The organism is Actinomyces sp. oral taxon 849 str. F0330 (genome assembly GCF_000239715.1).
GTDB lineage: Bacteria > Actinomycetota > Actinomycetes > Actinomycetales > Actinomycetaceae > Actinomyces > Actinomyces johnsonii.
The window spans coordinates 38,955-61,813 of sequence record NZ_JH470348.1; the positions used below are offsets into that span (position 1 = coordinate 38,955).

The following is a 22,859-nucleotide window of genomic DNA, read 5'->3' on the forward strand; positions in this document are numbered from 1 at the left end:
AGCGCCGGCAGGTGAGCTCATCGACCTCAGGAGCGCTCGTCCATGAGAAGCCTCTCGCTTCAATACGGCACCCATCGACTCGGCCAGCGTGTTATCCACGCTGGAGCCGACCGCTCCAATGGACTGAGCTACCCCGAGGGCCCTGCACTCGGCGGCGAACGCCTTGGAGGTGTGGGCTGATCCGTGATCAAGTATGGAAGACCACGTCCTTCAGGCTCCCGCAAGCAGCCGTGACCTGCTGGAGCGCCTCGATGGCCAAGGAAGCGTGTACATGTGGTCGTGCGGCGCCCAGGCGACCAGACGCAGGCCGTGCGCAGTCGATGATGATAGCCAGATTCCCTCCTCCGTCCAGGGCAGTAGGAGGAGGCACCTCCCACGCAGTTGGGGGAATATCACGACGTACCTGCGGTTAGGGTCGAGGGCCGTGAAGTTACACTTGAACAGGTCTGGGCACCTAGTGTCAAGCCTCGGGTTTTGTGGAGGCTGGTTTACCTGGTGCCGGTGGTTGCCGGTTGTGATTGTTTCTGGCTGTTCTGGCTGACGTCGGGGCCCCAGGCGGCTTCGTGCTCGGCGGGGGTACGCATGCCGACGGCGGAGTGTGGCCGGATGGTGCCCGTACCAGTGGACCCACTCGGCGGTGGCGAGCACGGGCGGCGTCGATGTCCTCCCAAGGGCCCTGGTTACGGGATCAGCTCGGCCTTGTACAGCGAGTTGAGCGCCTCGGCCAGAGCGAAGCCGAAAGGAGGTCTCCCTTGGAACCCACCGAGGCGACCGCCTCGGCCTCGGCCAGAGATAGCCCCGTAGCGGATGGACCTGTACTGCACCCCACGGTCGCAAGTGGCGCACCAGGCCCGTGAGGTCGGCCCCGGTTCGCTTTCGTTGCCAGACGGCCATCTGAAGGGCGCCGGCGGCCAGGTCGGTGCACACTGGCCGGTAGGTGGTCTGCCAGCCGATGATCCGCCGCGAGAACACGTCAGTCACGAAAGCCACATAGACCCACCCGGAGAAGGCGCGTACATAGGAGGGGGCACCTCCCGCTTGCGGGGGAATGTCGGCGACCCACAGCCCACCCGGAGCAAACGCCTCGAAGTGGCGCCTGACCAGGTCGGCCGGACACCGGTCCGGAGGGGGCCGAGCGGGTCGTCCTGGGCGACTTGGCGCGCCTGACGCCGCGGTAGACCCAGGTCACCCATCAGCCGCTCGACGGTGCACCGGGCCACGTGACCAGCACCGTGACGCTCAGCGGCCTCAGGTCGGCCCCGCATCACATGCATCTTGCGGGCCCCCAGCACCGAGTAGCTGGTTCTTGTGGACCCTGGATATCTCCGCCTTGAGGGCCTCGTCGCGCAGGCCCCTGGCACTAGGAGGCCGGCTACGGCGAGCGTGAGTCACGTGCTCGGGGCGATCTTGACTCCGGCACCAGTGAGCACCTTGCAGATCGGCCAGGCCCCAAACTCCTCCTCCTTCTTGGCCTCGATGTACTGGCAGATCAGCGAGACGGGCACTCACACTCCGCCGCGATAGACAAGCCGACGCACTCTTCAGGATCGCGTTGGCTCTTCGCAGCTCTCGGACCTCCTTCTCCAGCTCCTTGATCCGCTGCGCTTCGTCAGTGGTGGTGCCAGGCCGGGTGCCCTGGTTCGGTCCCGGGCCTGTCTCACCCAGGTGCGCAGAGCCTCGGGGTGGACACCCAGCTCCTCGCCGAATCCTACGGATCGCGCCCTTGGCCCGCGCAGGGTCAGCCAACGCCTCCAACGCCATCCTCGTGGCCCGCTCGCGCAGCTCATCGGGGTACCTCGTCTGTCCCATGACAGTGACCCCTCCATATCATCACTGCCTCCACCAAACCCAGGGCGATTCAGCGGCATCAGGTGGGTGACCCACTCACACCTCACCCACCCGCCTCCCTCCTGGGTGGCCTCGTTGAGGTCAGCAATCGGTCCTGGGTGAACCCATGGCGGGCTCAACCTTGCACAGATGCGCGTATCGGCTCGGTCAGGGCCGCGTCAACGGCCGGGCGCCGCTGACGGGCCAGCCTGCTGGCGCTCCTCCAGACGCATGTAAGACGAGCGCCCTGCCTCGATCAGCCCGCAGCCGCTTAACCTCATAGACGTCCTAGTGGTCCTCGACGACCCCGGGGGACAGACTCTACCGATTCGCCTCCATCGGCGAGACACGCCTGGGCCGCCTGCTGAATGATTCCCACCGGCTCCCGAGCCGGACTTGACGTCTCCGGGTCCGAAGCTCGGCGTTGACGGCCTCCAGGCGAACGATCACCTCCGAGGGACTCTCCGGCGCCTTCGCGCCACTTGGCTGAGACACATCGGAAACGTTGGAGCGCAGCGGGCTGGGCGCCGACCTACCGTCGGCCCCCGGCCTTGCGTCCGGTCCCGTACCGGCCCACCCACCCACTGGCGCAGCATGCCGCGCTCGACTCCCAAGTCTTAGACGACTGCCGTGCACCGTCTCATACAGGTCCACCGCCTGACACCGCAAGCCACTCGCGGAGTAGCTCTTCCTAGCCATGCCCAGATCATCTCACCTTGCCTAACCTAAAGACCGCAATCAGCATGTCCAAGCAACGGAAGCAAGCTCCCTGCCCCGCTCCATCCGCAGCCTCATCCACGCCAAACGTCTCGAAGACCGCCTAAATACAACCACCTAACCCCGGCGATGGGATCCGTCTACCCCATCCTCAAACACGAAGAGCCCCACAACCATCATCACCATCACAGATTTGATCATCGTTGCAATCCATAAATACCTTTGGAAGGGAGGTCTCAATGATCATAATCCGAACAAGCAAAGCCTGACTTTGGTTCATCCATTTCGGTAACCCGACGCCACTCTGCCGATGAAACTGATCTGCGCACAACCCCACAGTTATTACTGTACCAAACATTGGGATCAAGATTAACTTTCACTGTTACTTCTACACCTTTCGAAGAATCGAAATAGTTCGCATAAAGTGACGAACCTGAGGGGCTAAATTGAACGGAAGCAGCAGAATACGGCTGCCCCGTTAACGTAATTGTTCCAACCGTCATGCCCGCAGCCAGGGAATACACCGCCACAGTATTCAGAGAATCAGCATAAGCAAGATACTCGCCATTATTCGAAATATCTACAGCCGAAGGGCCTTGCAGATAGGATCGTTGCTCAATTGTTCCGTACCTCGTATTAGCAACGACAGTTCCGTTCCTTGACGTGCTAATATTAGAACCATCATTAGCTAACCAAACATGACGATCGTAAGCCTCCACTTTCCCATCATTATAAATTACTTTTAACATGTCAAAATTAGAACCTTCCCCATCGCCTTCCGAGACCACAATTCCATGAGCAGTCATTTCGACTACACGACCTTCGGGTGTAGTTTGATCAAATTGGTGCGTTTTGTAGTTAAAACTCCAAATGTTTGAACCATTTGAAAACTTTAGAGTACTGCCGTCCCACACCCCCTTGATCCGTCCGGGATTAGATTCACTTTGGATCCAGGAAGGTATGCTCCAGCATTGCTCAGAAGCACCATCTACCGCACGGTAAATACAGGTCTTCCCGTCTTGAATGGCAAAGTAGTCTTCTTCTGATAGCCACGCCAGAAAGTCGGCGTTTTTTACCATACTCTCAGAACCACCCTGAGAGTTGAGGACAAATATAATGTCATCGTTGTTGACGTTCCAATACTGTGCCAGGTACTTTCCTGTCGCTGACGGAGCAATTCGGGCTACGGCACAATCGTCACACATAGGGCCTGCTGTTGATTCAAAGTTTCTGATTATCTTTGAGGTCTCGTCCATCCTCCAATACGACACCCTTGAGCCGATTGCTGTGAGAACCACATGTTTTGTTGGCACGGACAAAGCAGAAAGCTCATTGCCAACAGGCAGGGAGATAGAACTCCATTCGTTAGGCCGACCATCTTCGACATCGTACACCGTAAGTCCCTCTGCATTAATGGCGGCTGCCGTCAATCCGTCATCTGAGAGCGCCGGCAACGGCGATCTTATGTAGTGACGTTTTTTCCAATCGAGTTCCGCATTAGCCACAACTGGTTCCGTATTGTCGGGAGTGTTCTGTTGTGACGGAACAACACCCTTTTCGCCAAAGCTATGCGCGCCATTTGGTGAAAGAACAGGAGACTGATCGTCTGGACCATCAATATAATTACGTGTACGGTAAACTGCCCGCTGGTCAGAAAGAGAGTATGTGCTTATCGATGTGTAGCTTTGAACAACGATCGACTCGTCGTCAGGTAACGCAATCGCGTCGTTCTCGTTTGTGGAAAAATGATTTCCCAAGTTGACGTCTGACCATCCGCAATTTTGCGATTCACTATGCAAAATTTTCATAACTCCAGATTCCTGAGGAGGCAGTGCAACTGTTTTTCCTGATGGAGATACGGTGGCACCACCATAACGATTTAACTTGCTAGTACATTTTTCTATTCCTGACTTCCACAGTTTTACTTCGGCTTCGTAATATCCAGGATAAACGTCACGCCATCCCGTTGCTACAACAACGTCACCTGAATGACTCACGGCAATTTTCTTTACTGGATAACGTAGTTTTCCAACTTGCGTCAGTGCGTTTGTTTTAATTTCCCATCGTTCCGTCGTGCCGTCTTCATGTCCAATAAAAATCACTGTGGCATCAGAGTTTGCAGCCAGCGATGTAACGCTACTTGACGTAACCCGATTCCCCACCAGATTGTGAGATTCTACAACGGATTTAAATAGCGCTGCCCGAGTGACTTCGTCTTGATGAAGATCCCATGCTTGAGAGGCAAATAGTTGAGAATCAGCCACATCTCTCTCAGCTAACTCGTTGGCGCGAGATGCAAATGCTCTTGCAGTTGCGACATTCAGATTAGATAATGCTTCATTCCGCGCATATACCGCGTACCAGGAAACAGCTACAGAAATTGTGAGCAGAATGGTAAGTATGGAGAAAGACACTCGCCGAAATCTCACAAGTCGGTTCTGACGCTTGTTCTCGCGATCTAAAAGGGATTTCTTGGACGTATTCTGAACCCTCGACGATATACTAAGAACCGCATCGAGATAGTCTGGGTGATTCTCGAAAGATTCTTGTGCTTGGTTGCGCCATCTCAGGTCTATCCACAGAGGCTCATCCTTAATCTTTTCTAGGATATCCCCCGGTATATTTGTTGTCGTTTTGGAGAAACTGCTCGTGTTTCGATCCCAACGGATTGCACCATCATCCACTATGAGTATGAGTTTCTCGACGCCGTTGTGTTCAATGTACCAATTAAGTTCTTTGATGACCGGGGCTGATTCTGCGGCATTCTCAGAGCATATGAACACAAGCCATTCAGATCGCTTGACGATGCTTTCGAGCTCTTTTTCCAACTTCATCGTCGGCCCAAGCGAACTTCGATCCAAGAATACATTTAATGCTCGAAAACTATACCAGTTTCGGCTGATTTTTTCCAAACTGTCATGCAAGTTAAACGCAAGTGTTTTAGATGGATCATGACTGTAGGAAATAAATACGTCAAAATTGCCTACTCGCCGATGTTTCCATCGCATCCACTGAGCTTTAAACATAGACGTCATATTTTTGGCAAGGTCATGTTTCATTGGGAGCTCCCTATGTGGTTGACGCTCACGCTGTTGCTGTTCGTCGTTGAAGTCCAGAGCGAAAATTGCAGTTCGATTGAACTGGATTGTTACGTATTTTACCACGCAGGACACGACGGCGGTGCCGTCACCCTGATCAGGGTGGCGGCACCGCCGTCGTCAAATGCTGTTCAGCAGGCCATCGACCCGCTGATGTATGTCAGGCCTTGGGGGCGTTGACGTCCTCGGGCAGGGCCTTGCGGGCGACCTCCACGAGGGCCTTGAAGCCCTTGGGCTCGTTGACGGCCAGCTCGGCGAGCATGCGGCGGTCGATCTCCACGCCGGCCAGGCCGAGCCCCTGGATGAAACGGTTGTAGGTCAGGCCCTCGGCGCGGGCGGCGGCATTGATGCGCTGAATCCACAGGCGACGGAAGTCGCCCTTGCGGGCGCGACGGTCGCGGAACGCGTAGACGCCGGAGTGGGTGACCTGCTCCTTGGCCTTGCGGTAGAGGCGCGAGCGCTGGCCGCGGTAGCCCGAGGCCTTCTCGAGAACGGAACGACGCTTCTTCTGGGCGTTAACAGCCCGCTTCACACGTGCCATGGTGAGACTCCTTGGTGGGTTGGGCGGTCAGCGACCGAGCAGCTTCTTGACCTGGCGGACGTCGGCCGGGGCGACCGGCTGGTCCTGGGACAGCTTGCGCTTGCGGCGGGAGGACTTGACCTCCAGCAGGTGGCGCTTGTTGGCCTGCTCGCGCATGAGCTTGCCGCTGCCGGTGACCCGGAAGCGCTTCTTGGCACCGGAGTGCGTCTTGTTCTTCGGCATGGGTAATTTCCTCTTCTCGGTCCCTGGCGGACGGGTGGTCGCAGGGACTGTGGACCCCGCTCACGGTGGCGAGGGGGTGGGTCTTGGGTGTCAGGTGAATTGTCGGAGGCGCCGTATGGAGCGCTCTCAGGCGTTCTCGCCGGTGGGCTCCCCGCCCGCCGCGACCTTGGCGCCCTTGGGCGTCCGGCCGGCATGCTTCTCGGCACGGCGGGCGGCACGAGCCTCCTCGCGGCGGCGGCGCTGGTCGGACTTGACCTCGGCCTTCTTGCGGACCGGGGCCAGGACCATCACCATGTTGCGGCCGTCCTGGCGGGGGTGGGACTCGATGGTGCCCAGCTCGGCCATCTCCTCGGCCAGGCCCTGGAGGAGCCTGATCCCGAGTTCGGGTCGGGACTGCTCGCGGCCGCGGAAGCGGACGATGCACTTGACCTTGTCCCCGCCCTTGAGGAATCGCTCGACGTGGCCGCGTTTGGTGGCGTAGTCGTGCTCATCGATCTTGGGGCGGAACTGGATCTCCTTGAGCTGGGTGTTTGCCTGGTTGCGTCGCGCGTCGCGCGCCTTCATGGCCGACTCGTACTTGAACTTGCCGTAGTCCATGAGCTTGCACACCGGAGGTCGGGCGTCGGGTGCCACCTCGACCAGGTCGAGGTCGGCCTCCTCAGCCAGACGCAGGGCGTCCTCCACGCGGACAACGCCGACCTGCTCTCCGCTGGGGCCGACGAGACGCACTTCGGGAACGCGGATCCGTTCGTTGATACGGGGCTCGCTGATGTCGGTTCCTCACTCTGAGTCACGGATGGTTGCGGAACGAGGAAAGGCCCCCGTTCCTGCCGCGCAGGTCGGAGGCCTCGTGATGAGCACGATCGCCGCACGGCCGTGGCCGAGCAGGGACCGCGAAGGGCTGGTCACCCTCGCATGAACCCGATTCCCGAAAGGAACCCAGGTGGGATCGCTCCGCTTGCGCACCGGGGCGAACCCCGGTTGATCAGTGACGAATGATACCAGGACGTCGGCGCGGTTCCCAGGCGCAGACGACGCCGTCGGAGTGAGTCCTCCCACGTACGAGGCTGATCGGAGATCAGGAGGCCCATTGGTTCGTTCAACTCCCCCGCAGGAGGACGATGACGCAGGCGGCGGCCTGGATCCCAAGTACCGTCGTCGTCGGCGCTGCGACGGCGCAGACGATGGGCGCCGGGGCCAGAGCCCTACGAGCGCCGCTCGTAGGGCCATGAGATGCGGTGCGCGTCGGTACTATTCCAACACACGTCAATTCGGTAGCCGGGTCGATTCTGATGCCCTACGCTCCCTCGTCATGGAATGGAACAGTGTGAGGGCCTCAGACCCGCACGGCGAACCCGGCAGCGGCTCCGCCCCGTCCCGCCAGGCGGGTGCAGACTGGAGCACCACCAGGGACCCGGGTCCCGGCCGGGTGACGGTCTCTACTCGGGACCTGGCCCAGGTGCGGGCGGTCGCGGAGGCCGCCGCCCGCATCGCGCAGGATGACGGACGTGACGATAACGCGCGGGCACTGCGCGAGGTGGTGGCCCGATTCGACCAGGTGGCCGGTCCCTTGGAGGACCACTACGGCCAGGTCGAGCAGTGGAGCGCCACGATTCTGGGACGCCCCTAACGACGTTCCGACGTCGTTGCTTAAGGCTGCGGGGGAAGCCGGATCAGGCCGGCAGAGGGCACAGCTCCACGGTGTCGATGAGGTCGCCCCAGGCCGGGTTGACCATGACGTGCTGACACCCCTCCAGACTCCGGGCCACGTAGGCCCGCCCGCCCGCGGCGTCGATGCGGATGAAGACCCGCAGCTCGGCGTCCTCACCCGGTCCGAAGGCCACGCCGGTGACGCCGTCGACCCCCTCGAGCTGGGCGCGTACCTCGGCCTGAACCGGCTCATTGCGCCAGGAGGGCACCCACTCCTCTCCCCCGGCCAGCGCCACGACAGCGGGGCGCGGCAGACGCAGGTCCCGGCTGCCGGGGTCGAGCACCCACAGCTGGTCGGTGGACAGGCAGGCGACCTGAGCCGCCCGTTCGGGCGAGACCGGCACGGGGCGCACGTCGCTGCGCCATCGGTTCATCGCCTCGGCGCTGGTGAAGACCGGGAGGGCGATATGTCCGTCGGGCAGGCTCACCGCCAGGGTGGCCGCGTCCTGGCAGGCATCGGCGGTGTGCACCTCGTGGGTCGGGATCCCGTGCGAACCGCCCCGTGGCAGGCTCACGGCCTGCGGGCCGCTCGGCATCGAGCGGTCGGGCAGGGCGTGAGCGGCGACGGGCACGATCAGCCGTCCCCCCGCGAGCGCCGCCCACAGCCGGTCGAGGTAGTCGTGCCGGGGAAGATCGGTGGCCTCCAGCGCCGCACCGACCTCCGGGCGGATCGCCCCGTCGTCACCGGCGAAGGGCGAGGGAGCGGATAGAAGACGCTCCAGCTTGGCCCGGGCCGCTATGGCCGCGGCCACGTGGGGCTCTGCCTCGGGCCGAGGGTCCGGCGCCCGGGTATCCGAAGTCTCCGAGGACCTGCTCATAGCGCACACCGTAGCGCGTCTGGGCGCAGGGGTATTACTCCCCAGCGCGTTCCGGACCAATCGCGCAATTTCGAGGGGCCGGGCCGATAGCCTGTTGCGGTGATATCGCTCTACTCGTTGAAGTACTGGTACACCCGCCGCCTGGGAGTCATCATCCGGGCATCGGTGCGCCGCGGCATCTCCCCCGACGTGTGGACTGCCGTCGGCGTCATCGCCGCAGCGCTGGGTTGCGGGGCGCTGGTCATGGGTTGGTGGCCCCTGGCCTTCATCCTGCTGGCGGCCCGGCTCGGCGGGGCGAACCTGGACGGCGCCGTTGCCAGGGCGCGCGGCGTGTCGCGGCCGTTCGGCTTCGTCCTCAATGAGATTGGGGACCGGGTGTCAGATCTCCTCATCATGGCTGGATTGGTGGGTCTCGCCCTGCGCACGGGCTCCTCCGCCGCCACGGTCCACCTGCTTCTCATCGCCCTGGCGGCGGCGATGCTGCCGACTTTCGTTTCCCTGGCCGCTGCGGGCGCAGGCGCCGCCAGGCTCAACGGCGGGCCGTTCGGCAAGACCGAGAGGTGCCTGGCGGCAGTGGTGGCCGCGGCCCTGCCCCAGTACTTGGCGATCGTCGCCTGGATCGTTATCGCGGGTTCCGTGGTGACGGCCTGCGTCCGGTTGGCACGCACCGCCGGGGCACTGGCGGGACGCAGCGGCCCGGCGATGGCCGACACCATGGCCCCGCCACCGCCGCAGGACATCGCCCGCATCGGCCGCAACGCCCCCGAGGGCGGCGACGGAGGGGAGGGGTCGTGACAGCCGCAGTCGGCGCCTGGATCGGGAACGAGGCGTCTGGAGGGGCGTTCGGCTGGCTCCTGGGCGGCAGCCGTTCGTGGACCATCACCGTTCCCGGGGCCGGGTGGGTCCTCACCGGCCGAGCCGTGTTCCTCGCGGCCACGGCCGTGACGATCCTGCTTCTGGCCGGCATCGGCGTGGCCCTGTCGCACAAGGCGGAGCTGCGCCGTCGCTGGACCACATGGGCCGTCATCATCCCTGCGGTCGGGATCCCGATCTGGATCGGCAGGGGGACGACGGCGCTGCTCGCCGCCGCCCTGGGTCTTCAGGCTGTTCGTGAGCTCTCCCGGCTCACCGGGCTGCCGAGGGTGGAGACCACCATACTGGCGGTACTGGCAGCGGCCTATCCGCTGGCCGCGTGGTTGCATCCGGGCCTCATGGCCCTGGCCCCGCTCATGGTGCTCGTGTGCGCCGTGCCGGCAGTGCTGGCCGGAGACATCGAGCACGGCCTGAGGAGGGCGACGGTCGCAGGTTTCTCCTCGATCTGGATTCCCTGGTCCTTGGCGCATCTCGTGGTCCTGTGGCATGACGCCTTCCTCATCGCCTTCGCAGCGGCAGCCGCCGACGTGGCCGCGTGGGCCGGCGGGACCTTCCTGCGCCCCATGGCCTGGGCGCGCCGCCCGCTGTCTCCCCTGTCCCCGAACAAGACGCTCGGAGGACTGGTCGGCGCCGTCGTCGGGGCCGCGCTCATCCTCACCCTGCTGGGCCACATCACACCCGGTCTGGTGATCGCCGTCGGTCTGGGGGGAGTCCTGGGAGACCTTCTGGAGTCCCTTGTCAAACGGACCGCCGGGGTCAAGGACGCCGGCGCCTGGCTGCCCGGATTCGGGGGGCTCCTAGACCGGGTCGACTCCCTACTGCTGGTTCTGCCTCTGGCCGCCGTTCTGGGATGATCGTGTCACGTCCCGCCCGGTGTCCGAACCGGTCAGCGCCTTCTCTGTCCGCCTCATCCTCCTTATCTCCCGCACACCTAGGACACGTCTACGGAAAGGTAGCCCCGATGCCGCGTCAGATGCTCCCGATGCCGGGTCCGGCCGAGATCGCCTCAGCCGGGCGCCGTCTGCGATCGATCGTACGAACGCCCCAGAAGGTCACTTGGCGGGCGGTGCTGCGTCAGCGCTTCTGGTCCGCCATCATCGCCCCGTTCGGGGGCGTGCATATCGAGGGCGAGTTCGAGACCGACGGCCCCTACGTCGTCGTCGCCAACCACGGCTCCCACGCGGACACGATCGCCATGATGAGCGCCTCCCCCACCCTCATGCGGGTGGTGACGGTGGCCGCCCAGGACTACTGGTTCACCCGCCGGTCGCGTCGCCTCGTGGCCCGGGGTCTGCTGGGCGCCTACCCGGTACGGCGCGACGGCGAGGGCGCGTACGAGGAGCTGCGAGGAACTCTGGCCAACCGGGTAGCCGAATCCATGAGCATCCTCATCTTCCCCGAGGGCACCCGCTCCACGGACGGTAAGATGGGCCGTTTCCACTCCGGGGCCGCCCGGCTCGCCCGTGACTTCGGCATCCCCGTGCTACCGGTCGCGCTGGTGGGGACGCGGGAGATGATGCCGAAGAAGGGCGGCCTGCCACGTTACTCCCCCGTCGAGGTGCGCGTCGGCGAGCCGATCGCCCCCAGCGACGACGTGGAGGGCGTCAGCGATCAGGCACGAGATCAGATCATGGAGATGCTCCAGCGTCCCCGCAGGCCCGAGCCGGTCTCGGACATCTTCACCGTCCTGCACACCGCGATGGACGGTGGTCGGGGGGACGCCGTCATGTTCGTCTGGGGCATGGCCGAGGCCATCTCCTTCCCGATCATGGCGGAGATGAGCCAGGTGTGGCTGGGGCTGACCCACCCCGAGCGGATGTGGCGCCGCGCGGGACTGGTCGTGGCGGGTTCGGTCACCGGGGTGGCGGTCACCCATCTGCTCACTCGGGCCGGGCACCGCCCGCCCGCGCCGTGGATCACGCCGGCGATGAGGACGGCCACCTCCCGCTACCTGAGCCGGGGCCCGTCCGGCTACTGGAAGCAGGCGCTGACCGGGATCCCGGTGAAGCTCTTCGCCGCCGAATCCGGCCGCCGGAACCAGCCTCTACCCGCGGTCATCATCCACGCAGCCGGGGAACGGGCTGCGCGTATGGCGGCCTCCACCGCCATCGTCAAGACGCTGGGCAAGCCGCTGGGACCGATCACCCGCCAGCACTACGGCCCCTACCTGGCGGCCACCGGCGTCATCTTCGCCACCGCACTGCGCGGAATCATCAGGCACTGGCGCCGACCAGACGGCACGGGGCGCCGGTAGGCACCAGGAGACGCCGCGCTCCCGCCCGCCGCTCGTTCGCTGTCAGATCCGCGCCTTGGACGGCTCGCGCGCCCCCTCGTCGCCAGCCACAGCCAGCGCCTCCTGGAGGGTGAAGTTGCCGTTGTAGAGCGCCTTGCCGACGATGGCCCCCTCCAGACCGAGCGGAGTCAAGCGCCGCAGGGCGATGAGGTCGTCGAGGTGGGCGATGCCGCCCGAGGCGACGACCGGCGCCGGGCTGCGCTGACAGACCTCGGTGAGCAGCGCGGTGTTGGGACCACTCAGGGTGCCGTCACGGGTGACGTCGGTGACGACATAGCGCGCGCATCCGGCGGAGTTGAGCCGTTCGAGGGTCTCCCACAGGTCTCCGCCCTCTTTGGTCCAGCCGCGGGCCGCCAAGGTGGTTCCGCGCACGTCGAGTCCGACGGCGATCTTGTCTCCGTGCTCGGCGATGACCCGCTCGGTCCACTCGGGGTCCTCCAGCGCGGCCGTGCCCAGGTTGACCCGGGCGGCGCCGGCGGCCAGCGCCCGGGCCAGCGAGGCGTCGTCGCGGATGCCCCCGGAGAGCTCCACCTTGATACCGACCTCGCCGACGATGCGCGAGAGCAGCTCGGAGTTGGAGCCTCGCCCGAAGGCCGCGTCGAGGTCCACCAGGTGAATCCACTCGGCCCCGGCGCGTACCCAGTCCCGAGCGGCGTCGACGGGGCTGCCGTAGTCGGTCTCCGAGCCGACCTCGCCCTGAAGGAGCCGGACGGCCTTGCCATCGGCGACGTCGACGGCGGGAAGTAGGGTGAGCATAAGTTTCTCCTGGGGTGGTCGTGGGGGGCTCGGAAGGGTTCAAAGGGTTGTCAACCAGTTGCGCAGGAGCTGCGCTCCCGCATCACCGGACTTCTCTGGATGGAACTGCGTGGCGCACAGGGCCCCGTTCTCGACGGCGGCGATGAAGTCCTGGCCGTGCGTCGCCCAGGTGGCCCGGGGCGGCCGGGTGGGGCCGGGACCCAGCAGCGCTGCCGGGTCCCGAGTGGCTGCGTAGGAGTGGACGAAGTAAAAGCGTTCGTCGTCAACGCCGTCGAACAGCACCGAGTCCTGCGGCGGACAGACCCGGCTCCATCCCATGTGAGGGACGACGTCGGCATTCAGCCTGGTCACGGTTCCGGGCCACTGCCCCAGTCCCGCCTCCGCGGTCCCGTGCTCCTCGGAGCGTTCGAACATGACCTGCATGCCCACGCAGATTCCCAGGACCGGGCGCCCCCCGGCCAGGCGCTGGTCGATCAGGCGGGGGGCGTCGACCGCCCTGAGCTGATCCATTACCGCGCCGAAGGCGCCGACACCGGGAACGACCAGGCCGTCGGCCTCGACCACCTCATGGGGGTCACTGGTCAGGGTAACCTCGGCGCCGACGCGCTCCAGGGCACGTACCGCCGAACGGACGTTGCCGGAACCGTAGGACAGAACGGTGACGCGGGGCGCTTGCATGTGACATACCCTACCGTCCCAGCGGATCGTTCTGGGACATCCTCCACACTCTGAAATAGTCGCTGACATGCTCAGACCTGCCGCCTTCGGGGTTTGTGCAACAATTCCAGCACAGTCCTGACGCGATGAGGGCCCATCGAGCGGCCCCGCAACGCCGAGCAGCGCGGCCACGTCCAGTGACTGAGCCGGGGGCCGGTACCCGGCTTTCTTTCGCAAACCTCCAACATGGGCGAGGATTCACCCGTGAGCATGCAGTCCCCCTCCGGCGAAAGCCCCCTGCCGTCCCCGGCGTCCGCGCCCAACGCGCCGTCCGCCGGCCAGGCATCTGCGGTGGAAACCTCAGGATCTCCCGGCTCCGGCGGCACCCACAGCGCCGCCCCGTTCTCCGTCCCCGGGGTGCGGATAACGTCAGTGCTGGGCCGCGGTGGCTTCGCCACAGTCTACGCGGGCGTGCAGGACTCCCTGGAACGCCCGGTCGCCGTCAAGGTCGACTCCCGGCCCCTGGACGACCCGCGCAATGAGCGGCGGTTCATGCGCGAGGTGCAAGCCGCCTCGCGGATCTCGGGGCACCCCCACGTGGTCTCGCTGGTCGACACCGGCAAGCTGCCCGACCTGCGCCCCTACCTGGTCATGGAGCTGTGCTCGGGCGGCAGCCTCTATGACCTCGTCTCACGGGGGCCGACGCCCGCCTCCGACGCCGTGGCACTGGTGCAGGCCGCAGCTTCGGCACTGGGTGCGGCTCACGCGGCCGGCGTCACGCACCGCGACGTCAAGCCCGCCAACATCCTTCTGGACTCCTACGGCTCACCGCGACTGTCGGACTTCGGCATCGCATCCGTCCAGCGCGAAGGCCAGGACCCCACCGTCACACTGGAGTGCCTCACCCCCGACTTCGCCGCGCCGGAGGCCTTCATGCTGGCTCGTCCCGGCCCCGAGGGCGACGTGTGGTCCATGGGCGCGGTGCTCTTCGCCCTTCTCACGGGCCGGGGCCCCAGGCGCGGTCCCGACGGCGTGCAACGGAGCCTGCCCGAGATCGTCCGTTCCCTCGATGAGCCGCTGAATCTCAACGACCCGAATGTTCCCGATCTCCTTCTCCCGGTGCTGAGCAAGGCCATGGCGCCCGATCCGAAGGATCGCTTCCGCAACGGCGCCGAGCTCACCAGTGCCCTGGAGCGGCTGCGGGAGCAGCTCGGGACGGGCAGCCTGGCCGTCGGCGGCCCGGTGACCTCCTTGCAGCTGGTCGACGCGGGCCTGGCATCGCCGTCTGGACATCGGGCGGTGGGCTCGATGGGGTCGAACAGCCTCGCCGGTGCGCTGTCACAGCCATCGGCCGATTCGGCCCGCTCCGCCCACTCGGTGCGGTCCGCGGTTTCAGTCGATTCCAACCGGCTGGAGCACTCCGGGGGCGCCCCGATGCTCTTGTCGTCGCCCGACTCCTTCCCCCTGAACAGTCCGGCATCGGTCGAAACCGGCGCGTCGCTGCGGCTGTCCACCCGCGAGCGCCGTCGGATCGGTCTGCGCGTGGGTGCTGTGGGAACGATTGTCGGCCTCGTCATCGGGCTGGGCGCCGGTTGGGTGGCCGGAGCCCGGCTGGCCCCCACCGCTGGCACGGCGGGCGCCACGGCGGCGGCATCCGCCCCGGGATCATCGTCCCCGCCCTCGCCGTCGACTCAGGACATCGTCTCCACCCCGCCTCACCCGGTCGGCACCTGTCTGGCGGGCACCACCTCTATTTCGGGACAGACCACGGCCAAGAAGGTGGACTGCGACGAGCCCCACTCCTGGGAGGTCTATCAGGTGGGAACCCTGGCGGAGACCACCTCGGGCTCCAGCGATGACGATCTGGCCTCCGACCCCAATGTGCAGGCGACCTGTACCTCGCAGGCGGCTCAGCAGTACGGTGCGGCCAATCCGAGCACATCGGTGCTGGGCCCCGGCGAGGCGGGATGGAACGCCGGGAAGCGGGGATTCTCCTGCATCGCCTCAGACCTCAAGGGCGGGCAGCGGACGAGCTCCTACGCCGGCTAGGTACCGCGGCCGCTGCTCGCGCGGCAGAGCACGTAGCGCGAGCAGCGGTGTCATGCGATGACCGCAGTGATCTCAGCCGAGTTACTGCGGCGGACGGCGCAGGCCGCGCCCGAACCAGCGCATCGCCCGGGGCGCCTTGATCTCCGAGGACTTCACGGCGCCGGGAACGTCGTCGGCGTCGATGACGCCCAGGAGCACGTCCTCGACGACCTGATCCATGGAGGCCAGGAGGAGTCCCGCCGACGCCTCCTCCCCGGGCTGACCGTTGGTGAAGTGGCGGGCGGTGATCGTCCCGGACAGGCCGGACTCGATACCGACGTCGGTGGCCAGATCGGCGGTCATGAGGACCGCGCCGGCTCTCGACAGTCGGGAGAGCTGGGCGGCCAGCTCCGCGGCCTCCGCCGGCTCGGAGTCGGATCCACCGAGGAGCTCGGCCACGTCCCAGTCCGAGTGGGCCGAAACGAACTGCTTGACCGCGAAGGCTCCACTAGAGGAGGGCACCACCGTGCAGTCCAAGTCCATGAGGGCGCACATTCCGGCCAGCCCGTCAGCCCGGTTCAGCGGCGTGATGACGACGGCGACCTTGACCGCCTTGGGGGCCTGCTCGTCGGAATCCCCGGGGCCGTAGGAGCTCAGGGAGTCGGCGGCAGCCGCGATCTGCGCCTCCTGGGCTTCGGTGAGTGGGGAGGAGCCATCGTCGGTCTCCGTTCCCGCGTCGAGGGGGTGGTAGGTGTTGTGGGGGACGTCCTCGGGGCTGACTCCCGCCTGCTCGGTCTCCTCGGCGTCAGCCGCCGAGGAGGTCGTGGCCTTTGTCGCGCCGCCTGGGGCCTGCCCGCCTCGGGCGCCTTCCGGCGCTGCGAGACCGTCGAACGTCGACAGGTCGTCGGGGATGTCGACGTCATCCATGAGGGCGGCGAACTCTGCGTCCAGGTCGCGCCGACGGTCCTGCCCGTCGTCGCGGTCTTCGTCTGGCCGGGGGAACTGATCCATCACAGGCTTCCCTTCGTGGACGGGATGGTCTCGACGCGGGGATCGTCCTCCACGGCGGCCCGCAGGGCGCGGGCCAGGGCCTTGAACTCGGCCTCGGCGATGTGGTGGGGGTCGCGCCCGGACAGGACTCGCACGTGCAGGCAGATGCCGGCGTGGTAGGCGATGGCCTCCAGGACGTGACGCACCATCGAGCCGGTGAAGTGCCCACCGATGAGGTGGTGGACGAAGGCCTCGGACTCGCCCTCGTGCACCAGGTAGGGGCGTCCGGAGATGTCCACGACGGCGTGGGCCAGGGCCTCGTCCAAGGGGACACAGGCCTCCCCGAAACGGCGTATGCCGCGCTTGTCCCCCAGCGCTGTGCGCAGGGCCTCGCCGATGCAGATCGCGGTGTCCTCCACGGTGTGGTGCACGTCGATGTCGGTATCGCCGGTGGCGCGTATCGTCATGTCGATGAGGGAGTGCCGCCCCAGGGCGGTGAGCATGTGGTCGTAGAAGGGGACGGTGGTGGAGATGTCGGTCCGGCCGGTGCCGTCGAGATCGATCTCGACGACGACACTGGACTCGCTCGTGGATCGTTCGATGCGCGCGGTGCGGTTCATGTGTTTCCTTAAGCATCGTGTGTCGTGCTTTTCAGCAGTACTGGTTTCTCAGGTATTTCGACCGGTAGCAAGCCTACCGGCCCGCGGCGCCGCCGGCGTCGTCATTTTCTGACAGCCGCGGCCAAAGCGCTGCGCAGCCGCTCCATCTCCCCCGGCGTACCGATACTGGCCCGCAAGAAGCCCTCGGGGCCGACAACGCGGATGAGAACCCCGGCTTCGAGCAGGCTCCTCCAGACGGCATCGCGGTCCGGGAAGGGGCCGAACAGGACGAAGTTTGCGTCCGACTCGTGCGCGGTCAGGCCCTGGGCGCGCAGCCACGCCACCAGGGCGTCGCGCTCGTCGCGCAGGGAAGCGACCTGGGCCATGAGCTCGTCGCGGTGGGACAGGGCGGCCAGGGCGGCGGCCTGGGTGATGGCGGAGAGGTGATAGGGCAGACGCACGATGCGCAGGGCGTCGACCAGGGCGCGGTCGGCGGCCAGATAGCCCAGACGCAGGCCCGCGGCTCCGAACGCCTTGGACATGGTGCGGGTGACGGCCAAGTGCGGGTTGTCCTTCCCCAGCAGCTCCAGGGCGCTGGGCACGCCGGAACGGCGGAACTCGGCGTAGGCCTCGTCGATGACCACGATGCAGTCACTTGCCCGGGCCGGTGAGCCGACCTCGGCTCCGAGCATGGGGCCGTGTCCGCGTGCCGCCTCGAGGATCCGGCTGATGTCCTTCAGCGGCAGGGCCGTTCCGGTGGGGTTGTTGGGGCTGGCGAGGATGACGACGGCGGGCCGCAGCTCCTTGATAGCCGCGGCCACGGCTTCGACGTCGAGCGTGAAGTCCTTGCGGCGCGGGCGTGTGGTGTAGTCGGTCAGGGTGTCGCGGGCATACTCCGGATACATCGAGTACGTGGGGGTGAAGGTCAGACAGGTGCGCCCGGGACCGCCGAAGGCCTGCAGCACGTGGAGCATGACCTCGTTGGAGCCGTTGGCGGCCCAGATCTGCTCGAGTGCCAGGTGCACCCCGGACTCCGCCTCGAGATAGTCCGCCAGCGCCTCCCGCAGCCTGGGGAAGTCCCGCTCCGGGTAGCGGTTGAGCCCCTGGGTGGCCCGGGCCACCGCGGTGGCGATCGATTCGACGACCGCGGCCGAGGGTGGGTAGGGGTTCTCGTTGACGTTCAGCCGCACGGGGACGTCGAGTTCCGGGGCACCGTAGGGCTTCTCGCCCTCCAGGTCTGGTCTCAGGGGCAGGTTCGCGCTCACGCACTGGAGTCTACGGCTCGGGCCTCCCCACGGCCGAGTCTCCAGCAACAGCCGGAACGCGGCTCGGGGAGGTGGGTCAGTGGGGCTCGCTGGTCAGCATGATCTCCTGGAAGTCGAGGCGGTCCAGGGCGTGTTCCAGTGAGTCTGCCGAGTACAGGCCCTCGTCACCGGCGTCCAGGAGGGCCTCGCGCTGGGCGCGGATTATGTCCAGGGCGCGCTCTCGCATCGGGGCGAGCTCGTCGTGCCGCCAGGTGGGATCGGTCCATGCCCGGGCAACAGCGGCCGGTGAGACAACGATGTCCGTCCCTTCGCGCCGCAGCAGGGCGTGCTGATCGAGCGTTGGACTGAGGTTCTCGCCGTCATGATCAGAGACCGAGGACTTGTCCAGCTCCACCTTCACCTCGGAGTCGGCAGGCTCTTCGAAGATAGTCGGCCCTTCGGCCCGTGGTACGAGGCGCGAGGCCTCAGCAGTCGGCTCGGCATCGGTGGTGACGACGTCGTGGGCGCCGCGGCTGGGGAGCTCATGGCCATCGGCGACGGCGTCGCGGGCGGCGTTGACCAGAAGCGAGATGACGGCTGCCTTCTCCTCCTCGTCGGCGGGCCCGGCCATCGCGGGCCTGACCATGCGCACCAGGGCCTGTAGCGTCAGTCCCTGGAGCGTCAACGAGCCGGCGGCCACGAGCATGGCCACCAGGAGGAGGAAGGACCGGTGCGGTGCCGTAGTCGGCAGGGTCTGAGCCGCCGCCAGGGTGATCGCACCGCGCATACCCGCCCAGACGATGACAGCGCCCTCGCGTGCGCGCAGGGGTTCGGCCGCGAAGTAGTCCAGGTCGGCGCCCCGGCGTCGGACTCGACTGGAGATTCGACGGGCGCGCCGCGCGATGCTCTCATGGCTAGGCTCTCGCCGGAGCCTGCGCTGAACCCGGGAGAGACTGCGCCGGTCCCAGGGAACCGGGGGCATATCGATCTCACCGCGCACAATGGCCGAGCAGCGGTTCTGGAACTGGTGGATGGCCTCCTCGTTCTCCTCCCAGTGGATCGCCCAGCGCGCCGTGCGGTGGCTGAGGAGCTTGAGCATCGGGGCGACGACGAGAGCCCGGACGACGACGGTCAGCGCCCCGGCGACGACGGCGACCGCGACGGCCCGGCGAACCCCGAGGTCCGAGGCGTCCACCTTCTCCACGACGCCGAAAAACTCCAGGCCCATGAACAGGAAGATGAGGCCTTCCAAAGTGAGCTCGACGGTGTGCCAGTTGGTGCGCGAGGCCACCCGGTGGGCCGGCGGCAGCATCCGAGGACCCCGGTGACCGGTGATGAGTCCGGCGACGACCGCGGCCACTAGACCCGAGCCGTGCATGTGCTCGGCCGGGATCGCCGCCAAGAAGGGGACGGTGAAGGACACGACTGTGTCCACCGTGGGATCGGTGATGTGGGAGCGCACCCGCAGACTCACCTCGCCGACGAGCCAGCCCACGCCCAGGGCAACGAGGACCGCCAGGACGAAACCGCCCAGCACGCCTCCGACGCTGACGCCGCCCGATGTGGCCGCAGAGACGGCCGAGGACAGGACCACCAAGGCGGTGGCGTCGTTGAGCAGACCCTCCCCCTCCAGGACGGTGATGATGCGCTGCGAGACGCCCAGGCGGCGGGCGATGGAGATGGCCACGGCGTCGGTGGGACTCAGGATCGCCCCCATGGCGATCGCCCAGGCCAGGGAAAGCCCGGGAACCAGGAAGGTGAGCGCCACACCGATCACCGCGGCGGATAGGGCCACCAGGAGGATGGCCAGAACCGCCACCGGGGCGAGTTCTCGGCGGAAGTTGATGGTGGAGATGCTCACCGCCGTTGAGAACAGCAGCGGGGGGAGGATGCCCTCGAGGACCACCTGGGGGTCGAGCTCGACTGCCGGGATGAAGGGCAGGAATCCAACCGCGGTACCACCGGCCAGGAGGATCAGCGCCGGGGCGACGCCGATGCGGTCGCTGAGCTGCGAGGCAGCCGCGATGGCAAGAATGCCCAACACGGCGATAATGAGGAGGTCCATGGGCCAAGAGTATCCAAGGCCTGATCTATTCATTCAGCCGCGCTACCGTGGCCCCGTGACGATCACAGACCATGAGGAACCTGAGCGTCCCGACTACCGCGCCGAGTTCCCGCAGCAACTCGGTGCCCCCGTCCGCGAGCGAGCCGAGGCCGTCCTGCGCGAGCTCGTCGGCCGCAGCGATGCGCACCTGCGAGAGGACCAGTGGCGGGCGATAGAAGCTCTCGTCATCGCTCACCGCCGCGCCCTGGTGGTCCAGCGCACGGGATGGGGCAAGTCGGCGGTGTACTTCGTGGCGACGGTGCTGCTGCGCGAGGGCTGGGGAGACTGGCGGCCCGGCACGCCTGTGCCCGTCCCCGGCTCGCGCGGCCGGCCCGGAGGCCTGGGGGCGAGCGTCATCATCTCGCCGCTGCTGGCCCTCATGCGCGACCAGGTCGCCGCCGCAAGCCGCGCCGGGATCCGGGCGGTGACGATGAACTCAGCCAATGTCACCCAGTGGGCACAGATCGAGGCCCAGGTGCGCGCCGGCGAGGTGGATGTCCTCCTGGTCTCCCCCGAACGTCTCAACAACCCTGTGTTCCGCGATGAGGTCCTGCCGCACCTGGCAGCAGACGCCGCGCTGGTTGTCATCGACGAGGCCCACTGCATCTCGGACTGGGGGCACGACTTCCGTCCGGACTACCGGCGCATTCGGAGCCTTCTGGCAGGCCTGCCGCCGCACACCCCGGTCCTAGCGACCACGGCGACCGCCAATGCCCGGGTCAGCGCCGACGTCGCCGAACAGTTGGGAGCGCACCCGGCCGAGAACGGCGACCAGGGAGTCCTAATTCTGCGCGGTGACCTGGGACGCGATTCCCTCCACCTGGGGGTCGAGGTTCTGCCGGACTCGGCCACACGTCTGGCCTGGCTGGCCGCATATCTCAGACACGCCCCCGGAAGCGGCATCGTCTACTGCCTGACCGTCTCGGCGGCGCTGGAGGTCGCCGAATACCTGCGCACCGCGGGTGTGGAGGTGGCCGCCTACACGGGGCAGACCGACGCCGCCGAGCGTGAGCGCCTGGAGGAGGATCTCAAGGCCAACCGGGTCAGGGCGCTGGTGGCCACCTCGGCCCTGGGCATGGGCTTCGACAAGCCGGACCTGTCCTTCGTGGTGCACGTGGGGGCGCCTTCCTCGCCAGTGAGCTACTACCAGCAAGTGGGGCGCGCCGGTCGCGGCGTGGAGCGAGCCGAGGTGGTTCTGCTCCCCGGTTCCGAGGATCGCGCGATCTGGGAGTGGTTCGGCTCGCAGGGCTTTCCCCCCGAGGACCAGGTCCGTGCGGTCCTGGACGGGCTGGACAGGCAGCGGGAAGCGGGGGAAGGGCCGATGTCGACGGCGGCGCTGGAGACGGTGACGTCGCTGCGGCGCACTCGACTGGAGTCCATGCTCAAGGTCCTTGACGTCGACGGAGCTGTGCGCCGGGTTCGCGGCGGATGGGAATCCACCGGCCAGTCCTGGTCCTATGACGCCCAGCGCTACGCGCGAGTCGACGCCGCGCGCCGGGCCGAGCAAGAGGCGATGATCGCCTACGAGCAGCTCGGCGCCGATACCGACTCGGCGACGACGGTTACCCCCTGCCGGATGGCCTTCCTGAGGGCGGCGCTCGACGATCCGCATCTCGAACCGAGGTGGCGCTGCGGCACCTGCGACCTGTGCGGGGGCCTGTTCCTGCCCGCCGCACCCGACGAGGAAGAGGTCGCCTCCGCTCGTCAGGCGCTCGGTCGCGTCGGGATCGAGCTGCGGGCGCGTCGCCAGTGGCCCACCGGGATGGAGCGGTTGGGACTGAGCCATTTCAAAGGTCGTATCAGCGCCGATCAGCAGGCGGCGACCGGGCTGGCCGTGGGGCGGCTGGACGGACTGGGCGCGTCGGGCGCACTGCGGGAGCTGGTGGCCTCCGACTCCGACGGTGAGGTTCCGGTTTCCCTGAGGCCGCTGGTGCTTCAGACCGTGGACCGGCTCGGTGAGATCATTCGGGGCGACCGGAGCGACGACCTCGAGGACCCCGACAGCACCGGGCCCGTGGGGGAAGAGACCGTCGTCGTCATCGTCGACTCCCGTACCCGGCCGGGCATGGTCCGCCAGCTGGGTCGGGCGGTGGCCAGCCGGCTCGGGGCCAGGCCGCTGGGCGTCGTGGGCTTCGTGGGCCAGGAGCCGCCGCACCACAATGTGGGTTCAGCGTTCCGCCTGGCGGAGGTGGCCCGCAACCTGACGCTTCAGGCGTGGACGGCGAGGACGTTTGAGGATCTGCGAGGCGCCGCCGTGGTCCTGGTGGACGACTGGAGCGACTCGGGCTGGACGCTCACGGTGGCGGCCGCCCTCCTACGCGAGGCGGGAGCGGCGGCGGTTCATCCCTTCGTCCTGGCCCAGCGATAGCGCTGGGTGGGGGC

18 protein-coding genes are annotated in these 22,859 nt (G+C 66.3%); 7 read left to right on the plus strand and 11 right to left on the minus strand.

The genetic code is table 11. The features are described 5' to 3' along the window. Window positions 1–2,780: 2,780 nt before the first annotated feature. Entirely contained in the window at window positions 2,781–5,603 is a 2,823-nt protein-coding gene (locus tag HMPREF0975_RS00185; RefSeq protein WP_009232057.1) for a toll/interleukin-1 receptor domain-containing protein, read from the minus strand. A 12-nt stretch (window positions 5,604–5,615) separates the two neighbouring features. Here HMPREF0975_RS00185 and HMPREF0975_RS00190 point away from each other — a divergent pair, with 12 nt between their 5' ends. Further along, window positions 5,616–5,822 carry a hypothetical protein gene (locus tag HMPREF0975_RS00190; protein WP_009232058.1) on the plus strand — a complete coding sequence of 69 codons (207 nt, stop codon included), beginning with the start codon at window positions 5,616–5,618 and terminating at the stop codon, window positions 5,820–5,822. Here the strand turns inward: HMPREF0975_RS00190 and rplT are convergent. From rplT to infC, 3 genes are all read right to left on the minus strand, one after another. Continuing rightward, window positions 5,803–6,183, minus strand: coding sequence for a 50S ribosomal protein L20 (gene rplT / locus HMPREF0975_RS00195; protein WP_009232059.1), 381 nt, complete (start codon window positions 6,181–6,183; stop codon window positions 5,803–5,805). The two genes, HMPREF0975_RS00190 and rplT, sit on opposite strands and share 20 nt — an antisense overlap. Before the next feature lie 27 nt (window positions 6,184–6,210). Next, window positions 6,211–6,405, minus strand: a complete 195-nt coding sequence (rpmI, locus tag HMPREF0975_RS00200) for a 50S ribosomal protein L35 (protein ID WP_003780493.1) — start codon at window positions 6,403–6,405, stop codon at window positions 6,211–6,213. 126 nt (window positions 6,406–6,531) lie between these two features. Beyond that, window positions 6,532–7,134: a translation initiation factor IF-3 gene (gene infC / locus HMPREF0975_RS00205; protein ID WP_009232060.1), complete on the minus strand. Its 603-nt coding sequence runs from the start codon at window positions 7,132–7,134 to the stop codon at window positions 6,532–6,534. 583 nt (window positions 7,135–7,717) lie between these two features. On the opposite strand from infC, the gene HMPREF0975_RS00210 reads away from it, so the two are divergent. Further along, window positions 7,718–8,035: a hypothetical protein gene (locus HMPREF0975_RS00210; protein WP_009232061.1), complete on the plus strand. Its 318-nt coding sequence runs from the start codon at window positions 7,718–7,720 to the stop codon at window positions 8,033–8,035. Window positions 8,036–8,078: 43 nt separating this feature from the next. Here HMPREF0975_RS00210 and HMPREF0975_RS00215 read toward each other — a convergent pair whose 3' ends face one another. Next, complete coding sequence (locus tag HMPREF0975_RS00215) at window positions 8,079–8,933, minus strand: SseB family protein (protein WP_009232062.1); 855 nt, start codon at window positions 8,931–8,933, stop codon at window positions 8,079–8,081. A 99-nt stretch (window positions 8,934–9,032) separates the two neighbouring features. On the opposite strand from HMPREF0975_RS00215, the gene HMPREF0975_RS00220 reads away from it, so the two are divergent. The 3 genes from HMPREF0975_RS00220 to HMPREF0975_RS00230 all read left to right on the plus strand — a co-directional run bounded on the left by HMPREF0975_RS00220 (window position 9,033) and on the right by HMPREF0975_RS00230 (window position 12,060). Further along, window positions 9,033–9,728, plus strand: coding sequence for a CDP-alcohol phosphatidyltransferase family protein (locus HMPREF0975_RS00220; RefSeq protein ID WP_009232063.1), 696 nt, complete (start codon window positions 9,033–9,035; stop codon window positions 9,726–9,728). Continuing rightward, window positions 9,725–10,660, plus strand: coding sequence for a phosphatidate cytidylyltransferase (locus HMPREF0975_RS00225; protein ID WP_009232064.1), 936 nt, complete (start codon window positions 9,725–9,727; stop codon window positions 10,658–10,660). Before HMPREF0975_RS00220 ends, HMPREF0975_RS00225 begins: the two co-directional genes overlap by 4 nt. Window positions 10,661–10,767: 107 nt before the next feature. Further along, the gene (locus HMPREF0975_RS00230) at window positions 10,768–12,060 is read left to right on the plus strand and encodes a lysophospholipid acyltransferase family protein (RefSeq protein WP_009232065.1); all 1,293 of its coding nucleotides are present in this window, start codon (window positions 10,768–10,770) and stop codon (window positions 12,058–12,060) included. Window positions 12,061–12,102: 42 nt separating this feature from the next. On the opposite strand, the gene priA is transcribed toward HMPREF0975_RS00230, so the two are convergent. After that, window positions 12,103–12,855, minus strand: coding sequence for a bifunctional 1-(5-phosphoribosyl)-5-((5-phosphoribosylamino)methylideneamino)imidazole-4-carboxamide isomerase/phosphoribosylanthranilate isomerase PriA (gene priA / locus HMPREF0975_RS00235; RefSeq protein ID WP_009232066.1), 753 nt, complete (start codon window positions 12,853–12,855; stop codon window positions 12,103–12,105). A gap of 39 nt (window positions 12,856–12,894) precedes the next feature. Then, window positions 12,895–13,533, minus strand: coding sequence for an imidazole glycerol phosphate synthase subunit HisH (gene hisH, locus HMPREF0975_RS00240; RefSeq protein WP_009232067.1), 639 nt, complete (start codon window positions 13,531–13,533; stop codon window positions 12,895–12,897). A gap of 411 nt (window positions 13,534–13,944) precedes the next feature. Here hisH and HMPREF0975_RS00245 point away from each other — a divergent pair, with 411 nt between their 5' ends. Then, window positions 13,945–15,561: a serine/threonine-protein kinase gene (locus HMPREF0975_RS00245; protein ID WP_049939295.1), complete on the plus strand. Its 1,617-nt coding sequence runs from the start codon at window positions 13,945–13,947 to the stop codon at window positions 15,559–15,561. Window positions 15,562–15,642: 81 nt separating this feature from the next. On the opposite strand, the gene HMPREF0975_RS00250 is transcribed toward HMPREF0975_RS00245, so the two are convergent. The 4 genes from HMPREF0975_RS00250 to HMPREF0975_RS00265 all read right to left on the minus strand — a co-directional run bounded on the left by HMPREF0975_RS00250 (window position 15,643) and on the right by HMPREF0975_RS00265 (window position 20,438). Beyond that, window positions 15,643–16,551: a hypothetical protein gene (locus tag HMPREF0975_RS00250; RefSeq protein ID WP_009232069.1), complete on the minus strand. Its 909-nt coding sequence runs from the start codon at window positions 16,549–16,551 to the stop codon at window positions 15,643–15,645. Then, window positions 16,551–17,150: an imidazoleglycerol-phosphate dehydratase HisB gene (hisB, locus tag HMPREF0975_RS00255; RefSeq protein WP_009232070.1), complete on the minus strand. Its 600-nt coding sequence runs from the start codon at window positions 17,148–17,150 to the stop codon at window positions 16,551–16,553. The genes HMPREF0975_RS00250 and hisB overlap by 1 nt, the downstream gene beginning before the upstream one ends. 101 nt (window positions 17,151–17,251) lie before the next feature. Next, complete coding sequence (locus HMPREF0975_RS00260) at window positions 17,252–18,394, minus strand: histidinol-phosphate transaminase (RefSeq protein WP_009232071.1); 1,143 nt, start codon at window positions 18,392–18,394, stop codon at window positions 17,252–17,254. A 76-nt stretch (window positions 18,395–18,470) separates the two neighbouring features. Continuing rightward, the gene (locus tag HMPREF0975_RS00265; RefSeq protein ID WP_009232072.1) at window positions 18,471–20,438 is read right to left on the minus strand and encodes a cation:proton antiporter; all 1,968 of its coding nucleotides are present in this window, start codon (window positions 20,436–20,438) and stop codon (window positions 18,471–18,473) included. A gap of 55 nt (window positions 20,439–20,493) precedes the next feature. Here HMPREF0975_RS00265 and HMPREF0975_RS00270 point away from each other — a divergent pair, with 55 nt between their 5' ends. Next, the gene (locus HMPREF0975_RS00270) at window positions 20,494–22,845 is read left to right on the plus strand and encodes a RecQ family ATP-dependent DNA helicase (protein WP_009232073.1); all 2,352 of its coding nucleotides are present in this window, start codon (window positions 20,494–20,496) and stop codon (window positions 22,843–22,845) included. The last annotated feature ends 14 nt before the right edge of the window (window positions 22,846–22,859 follow it).

What these genes read in the sequence shown, in the direction of transcription:
- HMPREF0975_RS00265 (WP_009232072.1), bottom strand. Translation starts at nt 20,438, where the DNA reads ATGGACCTCCTCATTATCGCCGTGTTGGGCATTCTTGCCATCGCGGCT.
- rplT (WP_009232059.1), bottom strand. Translation starts at nt 6,183, where the DNA reads ATGGCACGTGTGAAGCGGGCTGTTAACGCCCAGAAGAAGCGTCGTTCC.
- hisH (WP_009232067.1), bottom strand. Translation starts at nt 13,533, where the DNA reads ATGCAAGCGCCCCGCGTCACCGTTCTGTCCTACGGTTCCGGCAACGTC.
- HMPREF0975_RS00250 (WP_009232069.1), bottom strand. Translation starts at nt 16,551, where the DNA reads ATGGATCAGTTCCCCCGGCCAGACGAAGACCGCGACGACGGGCAGGAC.
- HMPREF0975_RS00230 (WP_009232065.1), top strand. Translation starts at nt 10,768, where the DNA reads ATGCCGCGTCAGATGCTCCCGATGCCGGGTCCGGCCGAGATCGCCTCA.
- hisB (WP_009232070.1), bottom strand. Translation starts at nt 17,150, where the DNA reads ATGAACCGCACCGCGCGCATCGAACGATCCACGAGCGAGTCCAGTGTC.
- priA (WP_009232066.1), bottom strand. Translation starts at nt 12,855, where the DNA reads ATGCTCACCCTACTTCCCGCCGTCGACGTCGCCGATGGCAAGGCCGTC.
- HMPREF0975_RS00185 (WP_009232057.1), bottom strand. Translation starts at nt 5,603, where the DNA reads ATGAAACATGACCTTGCCAAAAATATGACGTCTATGTTTAAAGCTCAG.
- rpmI (WP_003780493.1), bottom strand. Translation starts at nt 6,405, where the DNA reads ATGCCGAAGAACAAGACGCACTCCGGTGCCAAGAAGCGCTTCCGGGTC.
- HMPREF0975_RS00215 (WP_009232062.1), bottom strand. Translation starts at nt 8,933, where the DNA reads ATGAGCAGGTCCTCGGAGACTTCGGATACCCGGGCGCCGGACCCTCGG.
- HMPREF0975_RS00190 (WP_009232058.1), top strand. Translation starts at nt 5,616, where the DNA reads ATGTGGTTGACGCTCACGCTGTTGCTGTTCGTCGTTGAAGTCCAGAGC.
- HMPREF0975_RS00210 (WP_009232061.1), top strand. Translation starts at nt 7,718, where the DNA reads ATGGAATGGAACAGTGTGAGGGCCTCAGACCCGCACGGCGAACCCGGC.